The 17,484-nt window shown below is 70.9% G+C and carries 20 protein-coding genes and 1 riboswitch; of the genes, 12 read left to right on the top strand and 8 right to left on the bottom strand.

Annotated features, from left to right (window positions below; translation table 11 throughout):
• The first annotated feature begins 5 nt into the window (after positions 1 to 5).
• The 8 genes from Nocox_RS22995 to Nocox_RS22960 all read left to right on the top strand — a co-directional run bounded on the left by Nocox_RS22995 (position 6) and on the right by Nocox_RS22960 (position 6,528).
• Positions 6 to 344 (top strand): hypothetical protein, encoded by a 339-nt coding sequence (locus Nocox_RS22995; RefSeq protein ID WP_020540456.1) that lies wholly within the window; start codon positions 6 to 8, stop codon positions 342 to 344.
• 205 nt (positions 345 to 549) lie between these two features.
• Positions 550 to 762: a CbtB domain-containing protein gene (locus tag Nocox_RS22990; RefSeq protein ID WP_020540457.1), complete on the top strand. Its 213-nt coding sequence runs from the start codon at positions 550 to 552 to the stop codon at positions 760 to 762.
• 15 nt (positions 763 to 777) lie between these two features.
• The gene (locus Nocox_RS22985; RefSeq protein ID WP_020540458.1) at positions 778 to 1,539 is read left to right on the top strand and encodes a CbtA family protein; all 762 of its coding nucleotides are present in this window, start codon (positions 778 to 780) and stop codon (positions 1,537 to 1,539) included.
• A gap of 716 nt (positions 1,540 to 2,255) precedes the next feature.
• Entirely contained in the window at positions 2,256 to 2,852 is a 597-nt protein-coding gene (locus tag Nocox_RS22980) for a histidine phosphatase family protein (RefSeq protein WP_020540459.1), read from the top strand.
• Between the two features lie 226 nt (positions 2,853 to 3,078).
• Positions 3,079 to 4,293 (top strand): ammonium transporter, encoded by a 1,215-nt coding sequence (locus Nocox_RS22975; protein ID WP_020540460.1) that lies wholly within the window; start codon positions 3,079 to 3,081, stop codon positions 4,291 to 4,293.
• Between the two features lie 50 nt (positions 4,294 to 4,343).
• The gene (locus tag Nocox_RS22970) at positions 4,344 to 4,874 is read left to right on the top strand and encodes a DUF1275 family protein (protein WP_026213781.1); all 531 of its coding nucleotides are present in this window, start codon (positions 4,344 to 4,346) and stop codon (positions 4,872 to 4,874) included.
• A gap of 105 nt (positions 4,875 to 4,979) precedes the next feature.
• The gene (locus Nocox_RS22965) at positions 4,980 to 5,993 is read left to right on the top strand and encodes a fatty acid desaturase family protein (RefSeq protein ID WP_020540461.1); all 1,014 of its coding nucleotides are present in this window, start codon (positions 4,980 to 4,982) and stop codon (positions 5,991 to 5,993) included.
• Between the two features lie 7 nt (positions 5,994 to 6,000).
• Positions 6,001 to 6,528: a GNAT family N-acetyltransferase gene (locus Nocox_RS22960; protein WP_020540462.1), complete on the top strand. Its 528-nt coding sequence runs from the start codon at positions 6,001 to 6,003 to the stop codon at positions 6,526 to 6,528.
• Here the strand turns inward: Nocox_RS22960 and Nocox_RS22955 are convergent.
• Entirely contained in the window at positions 6,501 to 7,841 is a 1,341-nt protein-coding gene (locus tag Nocox_RS22955; protein ID WP_020540463.1) for a pentapeptide repeat-containing protein, read from the bottom strand. The genes Nocox_RS22960 and Nocox_RS22955 overlap by 28 nt on opposite strands.
• A gap of 53 nt (positions 7,842 to 7,894) precedes the next feature.
• On the bottom strand, positions 7,895 to 10,126 hold the full coding sequence (locus Nocox_RS22950) for an ATP-binding cassette domain-containing protein (RefSeq protein WP_020540464.1): 2,232 nt from the start codon (positions 10,124 to 10,126) through the stop codon (positions 7,895 to 7,897).
• A 63-nt stretch (positions 10,127 to 10,189) separates the two neighbouring features.
• On the opposite strand from Nocox_RS22950, the gene Nocox_RS22945 reads away from it, so the two are divergent.
• Positions 10,190 to 11,164, top strand: a complete 975-nt coding sequence (locus Nocox_RS22945) for a helix-turn-helix transcriptional regulator (protein ID WP_020540465.1) — start codon at positions 10,190 to 10,192, stop codon at positions 11,162 to 11,164.
• Positions 11,165 to 11,281: 117 nt separating this feature from the next.
• Here Nocox_RS22945 and Nocox_RS22940 read toward each other — a convergent pair whose 3' ends face one another.
• Entirely contained in the window at positions 11,282 to 11,485 is a 204-nt protein-coding gene (locus Nocox_RS22940) for an FBP domain-containing protein (protein WP_219495666.1), read from the bottom strand.
• On the opposite strand from Nocox_RS22940, the gene Nocox_RS22935 reads away from it, so the two are divergent.
• On the top strand, positions 11,426 to 11,920 hold the full coding sequence (locus tag Nocox_RS22935; RefSeq protein WP_020540466.1) for a TetR-like C-terminal domain-containing protein: 495 nt from the start codon (positions 11,426 to 11,428) through the stop codon (positions 11,918 to 11,920). The two genes, Nocox_RS22940 and Nocox_RS22935, sit on opposite strands and share 60 nt — an antisense overlap.
• A 19-nt stretch (positions 11,921 to 11,939) precedes the next feature.
• Here Nocox_RS22935 and Nocox_RS22930 read toward each other — a convergent pair whose 3' ends face one another.
• Positions 11,940 to 12,620: a CHAP domain-containing protein gene (locus Nocox_RS22930; RefSeq protein WP_020540467.1), complete on the bottom strand. Its 681-nt coding sequence runs from the start codon at positions 12,618 to 12,620 to the stop codon at positions 11,940 to 11,942.
• A gap of 14 nt (positions 12,621 to 12,634) precedes the next feature.
• A riboswitch (cyclic di-AMP (ydaO/yuaA leader) is annotated at positions 12,635 to 12,776 on the bottom strand.
• 338 nt (positions 12,777 to 13,114) lie between these two features.
• Here Nocox_RS22930 and Nocox_RS22925 point away from each other — a divergent pair.
• The gene (locus Nocox_RS22925; RefSeq protein ID WP_020540468.1) at positions 13,115 to 13,468 is read left to right on the top strand and encodes a hypothetical protein; all 354 of its coding nucleotides are present in this window, start codon (positions 13,115 to 13,117) and stop codon (positions 13,466 to 13,468) included.
• Between the two features lie 133 nt (positions 13,469 to 13,601).
• On the opposite strand, the gene Nocox_RS22920 is transcribed toward Nocox_RS22925, so the two are convergent.
• Complete coding sequence (locus Nocox_RS22920) at positions 13,602 to 14,171, bottom strand: GNAT family N-acetyltransferase (protein WP_020540469.1); 570 nt, start codon at positions 14,169 to 14,171, stop codon at positions 13,602 to 13,604.
• Positions 14,172 to 14,496: 325 nt separating this feature from the next.
• Here Nocox_RS22920 and Nocox_RS22915 point away from each other — a divergent pair, with 325 nt between their 5' ends.
• Entirely contained in the window at positions 14,497 to 15,504 is a 1,008-nt protein-coding gene (locus tag Nocox_RS22915; RefSeq protein WP_020540470.1) for an iron-containing redox enzyme family protein, read from the top strand.
• A gap of 70 nt (positions 15,505 to 15,574) precedes the next feature.
• Here Nocox_RS22915 and Nocox_RS22910 read toward each other — a convergent pair whose 3' ends face one another.
• The 3 genes from Nocox_RS22910 to Nocox_RS22900 form a co-directional block, all read right to left on the bottom strand.
• Positions 15,575 to 16,423 (bottom strand): hypothetical protein, encoded by an 849-nt coding sequence (locus Nocox_RS22910; RefSeq protein ID WP_157382743.1) that lies wholly within the window; start codon positions 16,421 to 16,423, stop codon positions 15,575 to 15,577.
• Positions 16,424 to 16,653: 230 nt separating this feature from the next.
• Positions 16,654 to 17,067 (bottom strand): hypothetical protein, encoded by a 414-nt coding sequence (locus Nocox_RS22905; protein WP_157382744.1) that lies wholly within the window; start codon positions 17,065 to 17,067, stop codon positions 16,654 to 16,656.
• A gap of 91 nt (positions 17,068 to 17,158) precedes the next feature.
• Positions 17,159 to 17,476, bottom strand: a complete 318-nt coding sequence (locus Nocox_RS22900; protein ID WP_157382745.1) for a sensory rhodopsin transducer — start codon at positions 17,474 to 17,476, stop codon at positions 17,159 to 17,161.
• Positions 17,477 to 17,484 lie beyond the last annotated feature (8 nt).

The following is a 17,484-nucleotide window of genomic DNA, read 5'->3' as shown; positions in this document are numbered from 1 at the left end:
GCCGGATGAGCGAGCAGGCCCGTCCGTACGCGGTCCTCATGGAGACGCTGGACGACATCGGCGAGCGGACCGACACCACTCTGCGCTGCATCGAGCACGAGCCGGAGGTCTGGGAGTCCCGGATGCAGACCACCTGCGAGTGCCTGTCGAAGGCAGGCGTGCTCGACAACCTGGAGCGGCGCCACGCGGAGGACCGGCTGGGAGAGTCCATCTACCGGCGCTTTCCCGTCCAGACCAGGTCGGTGCTGACCGTCGCCCACACGTTGATGGACCGCGGCCTGTTCACCGAGCAGGCGTTGCGCGAGAAGATGGGCAGTGTGCGAACGCGCCTCGAAGAGGAGTGATCGGCGATCTGACCACAGCCCCGGGCCGGCCGGCGTCGAGCCGGCCGGCCCGGGGCTGTTCTCGGGTGGTCGCTTCGCTCCCGGCGTGTACGGGCAGTGACCTCACGGAGCGACCTCCGTGAGCTGTGTCTAACCTCCCGTTCCATTGACAGCGCCAGAAAATCCCTTTTACTTTTTGTATGTAACATACGAAGGAGGGTAAGTCATGGCGCAGGCCCCGCCCGTTCGTTCCGCTTCACTACCCGTTCAAATACCGCTGCGGGAGATCTTGCCGTGGGCGGTGTTCGCACTCGTCATCGGCATGCTCCTGTTCTATTTCGTGGGCGTCGAACAGGGGGCGACCTCCCTCTTCGGGGGCAGTTTCATCCACGAGTTCACGCACGACGGCCGTCACCTGCTCGGATTCCCCTGCCATTGACGGAGGATGCCGTAGATGATGCGCGTCCTGCTGATCCGGGGCATGCTCGTCGGACTGGCCTCGGCCGTATTCGCGTACGTGTGCGCCTGGTTTCTCGGCGAGGGCCCGCTCGGGGACGCGATCGCCTTTGAGGACCAGCGATCTCACGCCGCCGGCGGGATACACGAGCACGCAGCCGAGGTCGTTTCGAGGCTGGCCCAGCAGACCGCCGGCCTCGCGGTCGCCCTGGCCGCCGTCGGCGTCGCCGTCGGCGGACTGTTCGCCATCGCGTTCGCGCTCGCCCATCACAGAATCGGACGAATGACCGTCCGTACGACCTCGATGATGGTGGCTTCCGCTGGCTTCGTCGTCATTTCACTGGTCCCTTTCCTGAAATATCCGCCCAATCCACCTGCCGTAGGTGATCCCGACACGATTCAGCAGCGAAGCCTGCTGTATTTCCTGACCATCGTCATCGGGATATTCGCCGCCGTCACCGCCGTCCAGACCGGCCGGCGCCTGACTCCGCGACACGGCGGATGGAACGCCTCCCTGCTCGGCGGCGGGGTGTTCGTCGCCCTGGTGGGCATCGCCTACGTGGTTCTGCCGGGAGGAACCGTCACAGAACCCGGTTTCCCGCCCGATGTCCTGTGGGACTTCAGGATCGCCTCGCTCGCCACCCAGGCCGTCATATGGCTCACCCTGGGGCTCGGGTTCGGAGCGCTCACCGAACGGGACGTCGCCGGGGCCCGGCGAGAACGCGCTCCGGAGATTCATGCGAAGCCCTCGGACGCCTGAGCGCAACGAAAAGGGAGGGCAGACCGGGAAAAGGTCTGCCCTCCCTTTTCGTTCGCCTCGGATTCAGCCGGGCTGCGGAGCCGGATTCTCCTTCGACTCGACCGGTTCGGAGACGATGTCGGTCTCGGATGCTTCGACAGGGACCGCCGCGTGTTTGCAGTCAGGTGTGTGGCACATGTCGTCCATCCTTCTTCTCGATGATTCGACATCGCGATGGTAACAAGATTTTGACGTATTGTAAAGCGTCTTCCGGGCATTAAAGACTGGTGATCGACCAACGGCCTTCCGGTCAAATAGCGGCACGCGCAGAAGAACGATGCACAGTGATTCTCTGTAAAGGATGCTGCTGCGGCAGCCCGGGAAAGCATCCTGATGTCTCCCAGCAGGATCAGCTGGGACGCCTGCGGCTGATCGAAGAAGTCAAGGTGCGCATCAGTGACGATTGTCTGGGCGTGTGCTCATATTCCAACGTGGTCGTCGTCCGGCCCCGCCCCTCGGCTCGGCGCAGAGGGGCGAGACCCGCCTGGCTGGGTTTCGTCCTGGACGACACGGTCGTCGACGCCATCGGCCACTGGGCGTCCCAGGGAGGTCCGGGAACCGCGCCGGTACCGGAAATCCTCACCCTGTACGAGATCCAGCCACCGCGACGCCCTCGCCCGGCGGGCGGGCGCCGCGGCTGAAGGGACCAAATCCGGCGCCTGGGAGGCCCGAGTCCGGTGACCGAGAGACTTGTCCTCATCGCGCACGCGCCCACCTCCGCCACCCATGGGGCGGGTTTCGCCGCCGACGAGTCGCTGACGCCTTCCGGACGCTCATCCGCGGAGGCCGCCCGCGGGAGGCTGCGCCGGATCCGGCAGGCGTTACGCGGCCCGGAGACCCGGTGCGAGGAGACCTGCGCCGCGCTGGGATTGACGGCCGGCGCCGGCGAGGAACTGCGCGACCTGGACGTCGGGAGCTGGCGGGGCAGAAGCCTGGAACAGGTCCAGGCCGAGGATCCCGCGGGCCTTCTGGCCTGGCTGACCGACCCGGGGGCGTCCCCGCACGGCGGCGAGACGATCAACGGGATGCTGGAACGGGTCGCCGGATGGATGGACGCATGGCCGCACGAGCCCGGCAGGGTCGCGGTGATCACTCATCCCGCGGTGATCAGGGCGGTGGTGCTGCGCGTCCTCTGCGCGCCGGCGACGGCCTTCTGGAACCTCGACGTCCCGCCGCTGTCGCAAACCTGGTTGTCGTGGAACGGCGGGAAATGGCGGCTGCGGGAGACGGGCCATCCTCTCGCCGGGGAGGGCGCGGACCTGGCCGATCGGTAGATCTTTACCTGATCTGTCAGCATTTCCCGAACATTGGCCCCGGGCGCACATGCCGCAGAACGTCGGGAGTCGTCCCGCACGACAAACTGAATGTCTCCTTGGATATTCATCGCGCACACAAGGCCCGCGTCACGAAACGGCTTCGCCCCGGGCGGTGAAGGACAGGTTTCGCGAACACATCGAATGCGCATCTCCAAGGTACGCCAAACGACACGGAGGTGCGGAAATGCCGCATGGCCTGAACACCGGCGATTCCGCATGGATGCTCGTCAGTTTCGCCATGGTCCTGCTCATGACGCCCGGACTCGCATTCTTCTATGGCGGCATGGCGCGGGCCAAGAATCTGATCAGCGTCCTCTACATGAGCATCGTCTCCATTCCCGTGGTGAGCATTGTCTGGTTCGTCTACGGCTACGGGGTGGCCTTCGGCCCCGACCTCGGCGGGGTGGGTCTGCTCGGATGGGGCGACTGGCAGTTCTTCGGCGCCATCGCCAGGCTGCTGCACGGGCAGATCCCGCTCTTCGTCTACTCGCTCTTCCAGCTCACCTTCGCCATCATCACGGTCGCGCTGATCAGCGGAGCCGTCGCCAACCGCGTGCGGATCGGGCCGTGGATGGTCTTCGGCGTGGCATGGGTGACCCTGGTCTACCTGCCGATCGCGCACTGGGTCTTCTCCGACGGCGGCTGGATCAAGAGGTGGGGAGTCCTCGACTTCGCTGGCGGCCTGGTCGTCGAGATCAACAGCGGCATCGCGGGCCTGGCCCTCGCGATCGCGCTCGGACCCAGCCTCGGCTTCCGCAAGGAGGGGCCACCGGAGCCGAAGAACGTACCGTTCGTGCTGCTCGGACTCGGGCTGCTGTGGTTCGGCTGGTTCGGGTTCAACGGCGGCTCGGCGCTGACCGACGGCCTGCTCGCGGCGAATGCCGTGGCCAACACCATGATGTGCGGCTGCGCGGCCATGCTCACCTGGATGATCGTCGAGCGGCTGCGCTACGGACGCTTCTCCCGCCTGGGCGGGGCGACCGGCGCCGTCGCCGGCCTGGTCGCCATCACCCCGTCGTGCGGGTTCGTCAACCTGTTCGGCGCCCTGGTCATCGGCGTCGTCGTCGCCATCGCCTGCACCTACGCGGTGGAGATCAAGACGGTCGCCGGCTACGACGACACTCTCGACGTGGTCGGCATCCACGCCGTGGGCGGCATGGTCGGGATCGCCGCCCTGGGATTCTTCGCCACCGGCCGGTTCGGCAGCTCGACCGCCGGCCTGTTCTACGGAGGCTCGGGCGCGCTGCTCGGCAAGCAGATCGTCGCGATCATCGCGGTCTCCTGCTACTGCTTCGTGGTCACCTTCATCCTCGGGAAGATCGTCGACAGGCTGTTGAAGATGCGACCGGCCGCCGCAGGGGAAGTCGCGGGCCTCGACACGGAACTGCGCATCGATTGAGCCGGACGGAACCGCGGGATCGGGGCCGATCCGAGGGACCGCCGGCGAGGATGCTGCTGCTGATCACTGTCAGCAGCGGCATGCTCGGCAGCGTCAGCTACTTCGACCTCGGCAACGTCTTCGTCGCCGCCATGATGGGAAACCTGATCTTCCTGGGGCTCGGCGTGACAGGACTGGGCGAGCTGCTGCCCGCCGCGCTGTCGCTTGTCGAGCTACGCGGTGGGGGCGATCTTCGGCGGACGGCTGGCCTTCTCCCGGATCACGCACCGCGGTCTGCTGCTCCTGGGCACCGCCATCCATGCCGTCATGGTGGGGGTGACGTCACGACCACGCTCACCAGGTTGTTCGGCCGGCCGTCCGGGCGTGACGCGCAGACACGACGGGCGCTCATGATCGCCATGCTGCTGTGCGGCGTCCTGCTCGCCGGCCTGCTGCGGCGGCTGTTCGGTCCGCTGGTCCCGCTGTGGGCGGCAGGGGCCGTTCTCACGATGTGCTCATTGATCATCTACCTCGCCCTCGGACGGCCCGGCGCTCAGGAATGGCATTGCGGCCCATGCGCGCGTAGGGCTGGCCCTACCTGAGGAAGGGGTGACAGCCTGGGTCCGCGCACCCCCTGGTTCTCGCGATGCTGGCAAGCGATCATCATCAGAACGACTTCGCCGGCATCGGAGGCTGACGTGAGTGTTGTGGATCTCGACCGACCGCAGCGGGGCAGTGACTTCGCCCGGCTGTCGCGCCAGATCGCCGAGGCAGGCTTACTGGAGCGGCGGCCCGGCTACTACGCCCTCCGGATCGGGCTGGTCGCGGCCCTGTTCGCGGGAAGCTGGGCGGTGTTCGCCGTCGTCGGCGACTCCTGGTGGCAGATCCCGGTGGCGGTGCTGCTCGCCGTGGCCTTCGCCCAGGTCACGCTGCTGGCCCACGACCTCGCGCACGGGCAGATCTCGCGTTCGCGGCGCACCGGCAGGATCGCGGGGCTGCTGGTCGGCAACCTGGCCGTCGGGCTGAGCTACGGCTGGTGGATGGACAAGCACACCCGCCACCACGCCAACCCCAACCACGAGGACCACGACCCCGACGTCGCGCCCGACGTCCTCATCTGGTCGCGCGGGCAGGCCGAGACGGCGCGCGGCCTGGCCCGGTTTGTCGGGCGGTGGCAGGCGTGGCTGTTCTTCCCGCTGCTCACCCTCGAAGGCATCAACCTGAAGGTGTCCAGCTTCCGCGCGCTGCGCCGTCCCTCGCTGAAGAACCGGGCGGCGGAGGGGCTGCTGCTGGTGGCGCACGTCCTGGTCTACGCGGGCGCGCTGTTCCTGGTCCTGCCGCCCGGCAAGGCGCTGGTGTTCCTGCTCGTCCACCAGGCGTGCTACGGCGTCTACCTGGGGTGCACGTTCGCCCCCAACCACAAGGGCATGCCGGTGCTGACCGCGGAGGACGAGCTGGACTTCCTCCGCCGCCAGGTCCTGACCTCCAGGAACGTCACCGGCGGCCTGCTCCTGGACGTCGCGCTCGGCGGACTGAACCACCAGATCGAGCACCACCTCTTCCCCGGCATGCCGTCGGTGAACCTGCGGCGGGCCCGGCCCATCGTCCGCGACTACTGCCGCTCGCTGGGCGTCGAGTACGCCGAGTGCGGCCTGTTCGCCTCCTGGAGCCAGGCCCTGCGCCACCTCCACGACGTCGGCCGCCCCCTCCGCCGGGCATGATGAGGGCATGGCCCGCTTCGTAGACCCGGACTCCGGGTTCCGTACGTCGTTCCTGGCCGCCATCGCCGAGTTCCGTGCCGACCCCGACTACCCCGTGCCGTGGTTCGTGCAGGACGTGGACGCGGCGGCGCTGGTGGAGCCTGCCGCGTTCGAGGCGTACGTCGGCCGCGTGCTCGGCGAACGGACCCCGGCGGGGGTGCGGGAAGGCTTCGTGCCGATGACCACGCTGTGGTGGGTGGACGGCGACCGCTTCCTCGGCCGGCTCGCCGTCCGCCACCGGCTGACGCCCGCGCTGTCGGAGCTCGGCGGCCACATCGGCTACGACGTACGGCCCGCCGCCCGCCGGCGGGGGCACGCGACGGCGATGCTGCGCGCGGCGCTGCCGATCGCGCGGGCGCTCGGCATCGGCGAGGCGCTGGTGATGTGCGACCTGTCGAACGTCGCCTCACGGCGGGTCATCGAGGCCAACGGCGGGCGGCTGATCGACGTGACCGAGCGGAAGCGGCGCTACCGGGTGCCGACCGCCCCCTCCTGACCGGCCGCGCCACCGATCCGCGCCCCCGGGGGCAGCTTCGTCCTGCCGTCGATCCTGACCCCGGTCAGGTCGGCCCCGGTCAGGTCGGCCCCGGTCAGGTCGGCCCCGGTCAGGTCCGCACTGCTCAGGTCCGCACCGGAAAGGTCCGCGTCCGTCAGGTCCGCGTCCTTGAGGTTCGCCCTCTTCAGGTCCGCGCCGCGCAGGATTGCCGTACGCAGGTCCGCCGCGCGAACGTCGGCCCCGCTCAGGCTCGCCCCGGTGAGGTCCGCGCCGCGCAGGTCGGCGCCGCGCAGGTCCGCGTCGAACAGGTCCACCCCTCGCAGGTCCGCCCGGCGCAGGGCGGCCTTGCCCAGGTCCGTCTGGAACAGGTCCGCGCCGCGCAGGTCGGCGCCGCGCAGGTCCGCCCCGCCGAGGTCCGCCATGAACAGCACCGCGTACGGCAGATCCGCCCCGTCCAGCAGCGCCCCCCGCAGGTCGGCGCGGGTCAGGTCGGCGTGGTCCAGGTTCGTCCCGCTCAGCCGGGCCCCGCGCAGGTCGGCCTGGGCCAGGACGGCGACGCCCAGGTTCAGGCCGCTCAGCTCCGCGCCAGGCACCCGGACGCGCGCCAGGTCGCAGCCGCACACCCAGTCGTGCCCGGCGTCCGGGACGTCGTAGACGCTGCCGAGCACCGTCAGGGCCGTCTGCACGTCGGCGGCCGGCCGCCCGTCCCGCCCCGGCGGGGCCGCGGAGCCGTGCTCACGCACGTACGCGGCCATGACGTCGGCGGTCGTCACCCGGTCCCGCTCCGACTCATGCGCCAGGCGCCGCAGCGTGTGGATCGCGGCCAGGCGGACCTCGGCCTTCTCCGACCCGAGCCGCCGTACGGCCTCGGCGTAGCCGCCGCCGCTCCGCCGCTCCGGCGCGGCCTCGATGGACCGGGCGTCGGCGTAGACCAGGCTGCCGGAGGCCAGCAGCAGCCCGAGGACGACGCCCCCGGTGCTCACCCGCCGCAGCAGCGTCTCGCGTCCGGCGTCGAGGGATTCCTCAGGCCCGGGCGACCGCAGGCCGCCACGGCGGAGCAGCCGGCAGCCGGCGGCGGCCAGGAGGCCGGCCGCCGCGAGGACGGTCATCGCCAGCGGCGGCAGGTCCTCCGCCGGGTAGGGCGGCACCAGGTGGGCCGGCAGCCGCTCCAGCACCGGCCGCCACTCGGCGGGACCGGCCGTCCAGGCGAGCCCGACCACGGCGAACAGGGCCACGGCGAGCACGGCGGCGGCGAGCAGAACCAGGACGAGCAGGGCCGGGTCCCGCCGGAGACGCGCTCGCCATGAGGTCACCTCACCATTCGACCCGAAACCGGACCCGGAAGGTAGCCCTGCCGGAGGATCCGTCACCGGTCCGCGTGGAGGGCGGCGGCGGTGGCCGTGCCCTTGAGCCCGGCCACCGGCCCCTGGTAGAGGACGCGGCCGCCGTGCCGGCCAGGACCGGGACCGAGGTCGATGACCCAGTCGGCGTGCCGGACGACGTCCAGGTTGTGTTCGATCACCACCACCGTGTGCCCCTCGCCGACGAGCTGGTCGAGGACGCCGAGCAGGGTGGCGATGTCCCGCAGGTGCAGGCCCGTGGTGGGCTCGTCCAGGACGTAGAGCGCCGGCTCGGCTGCCTCGCGCAGTTCCCGCGCGATCTTCACCCGCTGGCACTCGCCGCCGGACAGCGTGGTCAGCGGCTGGCCGAGGCGCAGGTAGCCGAGGCCGGCCCGGTCGAGGTGGCGCAGCCCGTCGCGGATGCGCCGGTCGGGCAGCCGGTCGAGCGCGTCGGCGATGGTCAGGTCGTCGAGGTCGGCGATGGACAGGCCGTTCACCCGGTGGCGGAGCACCTCCTCGGTGAAGCGCCGGCCGTGGCAGGTCTCGCAGACGCTTTCCTGGCCGTCCATGAAGGCGAGGTCCGTGTAGATCACGCCGAGCCCCTTGCAGTCGGGGCAGGCGCCGTCGGAGTTGGCGCTGAACATCCCGGCCGGCAGGCCGCTGTGCCGGGCGAACAGTTTCCGCACGGCCCCGGCGATGCCGGTGTAGGTGACGGGGGTGGAGCGGCGGTTGACGCTGACCGGCCGCTGGTCGATGACGATCGCCGAGTGCTGGGCGCCCAGCTCGGCGGCGAGGCTGGACTTGCCCGAGCCGGCGACCCCGGTCAGCGCGGTGAGCACCCCGGCCGGCACGTCCACGGTCAGGTTCCTGAGGTTGTTGCGGGTGGCGCCGGCCACCGTGATCACGCCCTGGGGCGGGCGCGGCGCCGTGGTGAGCGGCGTGCGGGCGGCCAGGGCCGCCGAGGTGGCGGTGCCGGCCGACCGGAGCCCGTCGAAGGAGCCCTGGAACACCAGCCGCCCGCCGCCGGCGCCCGCGTCCGGGCCGATCTCGACGATCTCGTCGGCGATCGCCATGACGGCGGGGTCGTGCTCGACGACCAGCACGGTGTTGCCCTTGTCGCGCAGCCGCCGCAGCAGGGCCGTCATGGAGGCGACGTCGTGCGGGTGCAGCCCGACGGTGGGCTCGTCGAAGACGTACAGCATCTCGACCAGGCTGCTGCCCAGGTGCTTGACGGTCTTGACGCGCTGCGACTCCCCGCCGGACAGCGTGGGGGTGGCGCGGCCGAGGTGCAGGTAGCCGAGCCCGATGGTGATCATGGCGCGCAGCTTGTCGCCGAGGGCCGCCACGACGGGCGCGACGGCCGGGTCCCGCACCTCGTCCACCAGGCCGGCGAGCTCGGTGATCTCCATGCGGGCCAGCTCGCCGATCGTGCGGCCGAGGACGGTGACGGCGCGGGCGGCCTCGTTGAGGCGGTCGCCATGGCAGTCGGGGCAGGTCTGCGACCGGGTGAAACGCTCGATGGTCTCCCGCTTGCGGTCGGACAGGTCGTCGGAGGTGTGCAGGTAGATGCGTTCGAAGCGCTCCACCACGCCCTCGTAGTCCTTCGGCGGCCGGGTGCCGAGCCGGGCGGCGTGCTCGCCGCCGTACAGCAGGGCCGCGCGCTCGTCGGGCGTCCAGTCGCGGAGCGGGGTGCCGGGGTCGAAGGCGCCGATGTCGGCGTACTGGGAGTACCAGTAGCCGCCGTTGCCGAACCCCGGCAGCAGGATCGCCCCTTCGGCGAGGGACCTGTCCAGGTCCAGGAACCGTTCGACGGCGCTCACGACGATCTCGCCGAGCCCGGAGCAGGACGGGCACATGCCGGCGGGGTCGTTGAAGGAGAACCGGTTGGACTCGCCCACGTGCGGAGTGCCGGCCCGGGAGAACAGCAGCCGCAGGTACGTCCAGGTGTCGGTGATGGTGCCGACCGTGGAGCGGGCGTTCCCGCCGATCCTGCGCTGGTCGATCAGCACGACAGGGGAGAGCCCGCCGATCTCGTCGGTCTCGGGACGGGTCCACCGGGGCAGCCGGTTGCGGGTGAACGGCGGGAACGTCTCGTTGAGCTGGTGTCCCGCCTCCGCGGCGATCGTGTCGAACACCAGCGACGACTTGCCCGACCCCGACACCCCGACGAACACGGTCAGCCGGCCGCGCTGGATGTCCACGTCCAGGCTCTTCAGGTTGTTGGTCCGGGCGCCCCGGATGCGGATGAACTTCGGCATGCGGACGACGCTACGAACAGATGTGGCCACATCCTGACCGCGTCCCGGGGAAGACTGGGGGACATGGCGGACGTCACCCAGCGCATCCTCGCCCTGCTGGCCACGTTGCAGACCGGAAGGGCGTTCACCGCCGACGAGCTCGTCGCCCGGCTCGACGTCAGCCCCCGCACCCTGCGCCGCGACGTCGACCGCCTGCGCGCCTACGGCTACCCGGTGCGGACCCGCCCCGGCCCCGGCGGCCACTACCGGCTCGTCGCGGGCGGCGCGCTGCCGCCGCTCGTGCTCGACGACGACGAGGCGATCGCCACCCTCCTCGGGCTCGCCACCCTCGCCGCGACGGGCCGCGCCGCCGGGGGCAGCGTGGACGAGGCCGCCACCCGCGCCTACGGCAAGGTCGACCAGTACCTGCCGAAGCGGCTGCGGCACCGGGCCTCCCACCTGCGGGCGAGCCTCGAGACGAGCGCCACGCGGGCTCCGAGCGTCAGCGCCGACGTCCTGGCCGAGCTGGCCGAGGCGATCCAGCGCCGGCTCGTCGTCGCCTTCGACTACACCGGCAAGGACGGCGCGGTCACCTCCCGCCGGGCGGAGCCCTACCGGCACGTGCACCACAACCTGCGCTGGTACCTGCTCGCGTGGGACACCGCCAAGGACGACTGGCGGGTCTTCCGCCTCGACCGCGTCACCGGCCTGCGCGTCTCCACCAGCACGTACGAGCCCCGCCCCCTGCCCGCCGGCACCGCGCTCGACTACCTGCGCCAGGGCCTCGGCAAGGACCGCGAGCGCGTCGTCCTCACCGTCGAGGCGCCCCTGGCCGACGTCGCCGACGCGTTCGCCTACCAGGACGCCGACCTGGAGGCACTGGGGGAGCGGCGGACCAGGGCCGTGCTGGCGCTCGACACCTGGCAGTGGCTGCTGCTCAGCCTCGCGTTCCTGGACGCCCCCTTCACCGTCGAGGAGCCGGCCCGTTTCCGCGCCGCGCTCCGGTCCTTCGGCGCGCGGCTGACCGGCGGGGGCGGCCCCCCGCAGCCGGGCGCGTAGAACGACAAATCGGCCACGGCGTTCCGCGAGCGGTTCAAGGCCGTGGCCGGCGTCACGCCGCAGTCCTACCGCGCCTCGTTCCGGACGCCTTCCGGACGGGCGCGCGCTGACCGGGGGTCACGCGGCCACCTTGTCCAGGAAGGCGTCCAGGTTTCGCCGGGTGCGGGCGAGCTTGTCGTCCAGGGTGAGGGACTCGTCCACGACGCCGCCGCCCGCGGCCTCCTTCCGGCCGCGCAGGTAGAGGGAGCAGGCGAGGTCGGCGTGACGGTCTCGGCGCTCGCCCGCCGCTTCGGGGTCAAGCCCGCCGCGCTGTACTCCCACGTCAGGGACGTCCAGGAGCTGCGCGTACGGGTGGCCGTCCTGGGGCTGGCCGAGCTCGCCGAGCGGGCCGCCGCCGCCCTCGCCGGCCGCGCCGGCAAGGACGCCCTGGTGGCCTTCGCCGACGCCTACCGCGGCTACGCCAAGGAACACCCCGGCAGGTACGCCGCCGCGCAGATCCAACTCGACGACGAGACCGCCCACGCCAGCGCCGCCCGCAGGCACGCCGAGATGACCCGGGCCATCCTGCGCGGCTACGACCTGCCCGAGCCCGCCCAGACCGACGCCGTGCGCATGCTGCACAGCACCTTCCACGGCTTCGTCAGCCTGGAGACGCAGGGCGGCTTCAGCCGCACCGCGCGCGAGGCGGACGTGTCCTGGGCGAGAACCCTCGACGCCCTCGACTCCGTGCTGCGCAACTGGCCGCCCGAGGAGTGAGCCCGAGGATCGAGGAGGGTCAGGCGGCGTAGTTCGGGTAGCCGTAGCCGGCGACCTGCGAGGTCGGGCGGACCCGCTCCTCGACCTTGCCATTGCCCGTGTTGCCCTCGATCGTGGAGATCGTGCCGTCGCCGTTGTCCTTGACGACGAAACCGACGTGGTCGATGGCGCTCAGGCTCTTGCTGCCGCTCCAGGAGAAGAACACGACGGCGCCGGGCCTGGCCTCGCTGCCCCAGCGGTCGTTGGCGGCGAACCACTTGGCGTGGGCGACGGTGTAGGCGTCCCAGCCGACCTGCGAGCGGGCGCCGCTCTCCTCGCCGACCCAGGAGACGAACATCGAGCACCAGGGGGCGTTCAGGTAGGCGTTCCTGTTGCCGCCGTCGCGCACGACGGTCTCGCCGGCGCGGGCCGAGTCGGCGTACCAGCGCTGGAACTTGGTGCCGCCGCCGGCGGTGTTCTCGGACGTGCCCACCTGGGCGCGGGCGAGGTCAAGGACCTGCTGGGCGGTGACGTTCACGCGCGCGTCGCGGTTGCTGACGCCCTGCTGGGCGGCGGCGGCGGCCGCGGGCCGCGCGGGAGCACTGTCGGCGGCCGCGGTCACGGCGGCGGTGGCGCCCAGGGCGGAGACGGCGAGGGCGCCGCTCAGCGCCAGCTTGGCGGCGTTCAGCTTCGGGGCACGGATGAAACGGCTGATGGCCATGAAGGGACTGCTCCTTTGCGCTTCCATGCCGCTTACCGGGTTAGCTGACGGGTTCGGGCGTGCGGAAGCTGCCCTACGGCACGCGGACGTGCCGATTCACCCCGGTGGAGAACGGGTCCCCGGTTCCGCCAGTGGCGGATTCAGCGGCCACGGGCATCGGACGCCCGCGGTGGGAGTGGGATCGAACGCGGCGCCCGCGATGCGGACGCAGGTGAGCGCGGCCCTCTGGTCACTCGCTCCAAGGCTGAGGTCTGGGCCTGCCCACGGAACTGTACAACACCCCTCTGACCTGCGTAATTCCCCGGTCACGAAATCCTCATGACGGGCGGCGAAGGTAACGTGCCGGTGTGCTCTCAGCCGCGTTCCGGTCCGAGCGCGGCGGCCACGGCCCGCCCGCATCGTGCCGATGGCGAGATGGGCCAGAGCCGGCGCATCAGCGTGACCTGCTCCTCGATCCGCCTGCCGAGCGCCTTGGGCAGGTGAGAACATCGTTCATGACCAAGCCCCTCACCCAGATGAGCGAGCGCGAGTACTTCGCCACCATCAGACGCCGCCTAGGGATGTTCGTCATCGGCGGTCGACTGGCAGGCCTGGAGGCATTCCTTGAAGGCTATGACCAGCACGCCAAGCGCCACGGCGGCCCTGGCCTGCGGGGGTGGACGGAATGGCTCATCGCCCGTCGCGGCGAGACCTGCAGTCACCACTGGTCAGGACAGGTACGCCACATCGCTCTCGCCACCTGGGACCACTGGGAGCTCTCCGCCGATCAGGAAGAACTCGTCATCGACACCCTGTTCACCCTCCTCGACGAGTACCTCGCCGAACGCGAAGCGGCTTCCACTCCCTGATCGCAATCCCAGCCGGGGGCAGGCCACATGTCAGGTGATCGGAGATTCCACCAGCTGCGACAGCGACTGGTTGGAGGCCGAGTGCACTGATCAGCGGTAGCCCGCCGATCGCGAACCGCAGGCGGCGTCGGGCTCAATCGCCTGATCGACCGCCGAGATCCGCGGACAGTGCCGCGTAGATGTACTCGCTGCCCCAGCGATCCCCGTCGAGGTCGTTCTCGACCAGGTGCGCCTCCCGGCGCATCCCGAGGCGTTCGCAGACCCGCACGGACCCGGTGTTCTCCACATCCAGCCGTGCGTAGAGCCGGTGCACGCCCAGCTTGTCGAAGGCGAGCCTGGCCAGCGCCGCGGCTGCCTCGGTCGCGTAGCCGTGCCCCTGGTGACGTGGGTCGAGAGTCCAGCCGATCTCGGCCTGGGCGGCGCGGGCATCGGCCAGTTTGAGACTCACTTCGCCAAGGAGGCCGGGCTCACCGGGCCGGCAGACGGCAAGCGCGAACTTGTCCCCGTCGGCGCGCCAGGCCGTCTGCGCCGCACGCTCTGCGGCAACCTCCTCGCTGCGCTCGCGCGTGTGCGGCGGCCGGTACAGGTAGCGTGCCACGCTCGGAAGGCTTTGGTAGGCGTACAGGTCGTCGGCGTCGCCGGGAGTGAACAGACGCAGCGACAGCCGGGGCGTGGTTATCGGCAGCAGCGAGGCGATGTCCATGTGGACCTCCGGAGACGCGCATGTGGATCAAGTCGCGCGACTGATGATCGCATCAGGACTGCTGGGCAGCCACTCCTTTTCCAAGCGGCGCTCGACACGGCCATATGAGAGATAAGGCGTGGGTTGAGCCTGTCCGTCGTGCGAGATCGATCTTCCCTCCCATCGTCCGGGCCGGCAGCGCCTGGCCCGGGATCGCCGCGCCGGTCGGGGCTCGCGGTTTGGGCCTCAGGGCCCCGGGCAGCAGGAGTCGTGATTCATGGGGATCACCAGGGGGTGCGGTGCCGACGTCGTCCGAGCTTGTCATCCGTCGCGGGGGAGGAGCCTGATGCGCCTGCCCGCCGCCCGCGGCCCCGTCACCGGGGAGCTCTTCGAGCGCCTCGCCGGGCCGCCGGGCGACCTGGAGCCGCCGCTGGTGACGCCGCGGCCCTGCGCCGCGGCCCTGGAGGACGGCGACCTGCAGCTCGCCCTGTTCGCCTGCTACGAGCTGCACTACCGCGGCTTCGACGACGTGGACGACCGCTGGGAGTGGCAGCCGTCGCTCCTGGGGTTCCGGCGCGAGCTCGAACGCTGCCTGGAGGGCGCGCTCGCGGACGCCGTCCCGAGGCCCGCGCCGCCGCCGCCCCAGCACGTCCGCCGGGCGCTGAAGGAACTGGTCGCCCACGACGAGCAGCAGGGGCCGGGCCTGGCGGCGTATCTGCAGCGCGAGGCCGGGCTCGACCGGTTCAGGGAGTTCGTCGTCCACCGCTCGATCTACCACCTGAAAGAGGCCGACCCGCACACCTGGGGCATCCCGCGCCTGCACGGCGGGCCCAAGGCCGCGCTGGTCGAGGTCCAGATCGACGAGTACGGCGGCGGCAGCGCCGGGCGCATGCACGCCGAGCTGTTCAGCACCACCATGACCGCCCTGGGCCTGGACGCCTCCTACGGCGCCTACCTGGGGCGGGTGCCGGGGATCACGCTGGCGATCTCCAACGTCATGTCGCTGTTCGGGCTGCACCGACGGTTGCGCGGCGCGCTGGCCGGGCACCTCGCCGCGCTGGAGATGACCTCGTCGCTGCCCAACCGCCGCTACGCCACGGCCCTGCGTCGCCTCGGCGGGGACGCCGAGGCGACGCGTTTCTACGACGAGCACGTCCAGGCCGACGCCGTGCACGAGCAGATCGCCGCGCACGACCTGTGCACCGGCCTCGCCACGCAGGAGCCGTCGCTGACCGGCGACATCCTGTACGGCGCGGCGTGCGCGCTGGCCGTCGAGCGGCTGTGGGCGGAGCACGTGCTGGGCCGCTGGCGGCAGGGCGCGACCTCGCTGGAGGACGAGACGGTCGCCGCCTGACGTCCCGTACGCCGGTGGCCGGCTTCGCCCTCCGGGGCCGGAGAAGGCCGCGGAGGGCTGTTTCTCCGGCTCAGCGCGGCGCGATTCTGGTGCGTACGCCCGAGAACTCGAAGTCGTAGACCACGCGGTTGACCTGAAGCCCGTCGACGGCACCGACGAAGGCGGTGTCCCGGCCCTTGCTGATGCCGAGGCTGTAGCTGATCACCGCATTGGGCATCCGGGCCTTCAGCTCCTGGAACGTGCAGGGAGTGGCCTGGGTGCAGCCGATCGTGGTGCCGGTGGACCCGGTGGCCCACCACCGGTTTCCGGCAGCGGTGGCATCGTAGCGCTGCCACACGTTGGCCGTCGGCGTGGCCGGAGCCGACGGGCTGGTGGACTGGTCGGGCTGGTAGACCAGACTCGTGTAGTTCGACGTCCCGACGTTGGGGTCGGCCTCGATGGTGATGTTCGGCAGGACCACCGACGAGATGTTGTCGGTGCCCGCGAACACCCAGTAACGAAGGATGTCGATGGAGGAGAGCCGCTGCCCGGCGAAGTTCGTCTCGTTGCCGAAGGCGATTTTCTCGCCGGTGTCGACGATGAGGCCCAGGCTGCCGTCACCGTAGGGCGGTGACTGGGTGGCGGGGAAGGTGGCGGAGGTTCGCCCCCAAGGGCCGTCGCGGAAAACCGCGTTCGGGCTGCCGTAGGTATTGCGGCCGATAATTCCCCATTTGTCGCTGGAGAGATTGACCAGCGGGACCCGATTGACGCGCGTGGTCCCCGGGGTGACGGTCTCCTGCGGCGCCGGCTCCGCCGACCTCGGCTGTGCCGGCTCCTGTGCGACGGCCGGTTGTGCGACACCCGCGATCAGGGCCGCCGCGGCCGCGAGAACAAGGCCGGAAATCGGCCACACTGACTTTTCTGACTTTTTCACTTTCACCTCAAGGAAGGAGAATCTGCCGCCTGGCCCTGCTCTTCGCGACGAAAGAGCGATAAGGGGCGAGGGTCGTTTCTCGTCGCCACTGACACAGGCTGCCCCAGTTATAGCCAGCCGTCGCTTCCGCCACTCTCTGCTCATCCGCTTTTTGCGGGGACTTTGCCCGGGATGGGATTGTTCGGATGGTCCGCAGCCGCGCTCGCCCCCGCCGGCCGGTCGTGAGGCCCGTGTGATCAGCTGGGGAGGGTTCCGTCCCGCGCAGCCCGCCACCAGTACGACGGCCGCCGCAACGTGCCCTCGACCCGCTCGTCGCTCTTGAGCAGGTCCAGCAGCGCCTGGCTGAACTCCGGGCGGACGGCGCACGTGCAGCCGCGCCCGGCGAGGACCGCCGCCGCCAGGTCGCGCGTGCGCAGCTCCCGGCCGTCGGCGAGCGCGGCGAGCACCTCCGGCATCGCCGCCGCGGCCGGCGTGCCGCCCTCACCGCAGTCGTGCGCGCCCGGCTGTTCCGACAGGTACGCGTCCAGGCGGGTCAGGAACTCGGAGGAGGAGGACGTCACGTCCTCCGCGCCCGTCCTCGGCGAGGTTCGCGCCTGCTCGTGCTGGTCGAGCCGCCTGCGCTGACGTCTGATGCGGTTACCCTTTCCCATGATCAAGGGACAGTAGCCGCTCGCCGCCGGCCGGAGCGCGGGGCAACGCCCGGCGCGATCGGCAAGATTGCGTCAAACGCCGGCCCGGACCTCACGCGGCCGGACGGCGGCTCGCCTCGTGCGTGTCGCGGGTCAGGTCGACGAGCACGTCCACGTCGGCGACGATCACGACGGCGTAGGCGATGGCGGGGGACAGGACGGCGGGACCGGCCAGCTCCTCCAGCGACAGCGCGCGGTGGCGCTGGGCGGGCACGACCGTCCGGTACGGGCCGAGCGGCGGCCGGCCCTCGGCGCAGAAGGTGAGTTCGACGCCGGCGGTGCGCGGCCCGACGTTGAACAGGTGAAGGCGGTCCCCGGGCGCCCAGCCCTCGGTGACCGCCATCCGCTCGGCTCCGACCAACGTCCTCATGCGCGACT

The organism is Nonomuraea coxensis DSM 45129 (genome assembly GCF_019397265.1).
GTDB classification, from domain to species: Bacteria; Actinomycetota; Actinomycetes; order Streptosporangiales; family Streptosporangiaceae; genus Nonomuraea; species Nonomuraea coxensis.
This window is presented reverse-complemented; position numbering and strand designations above follow the sequence as displayed.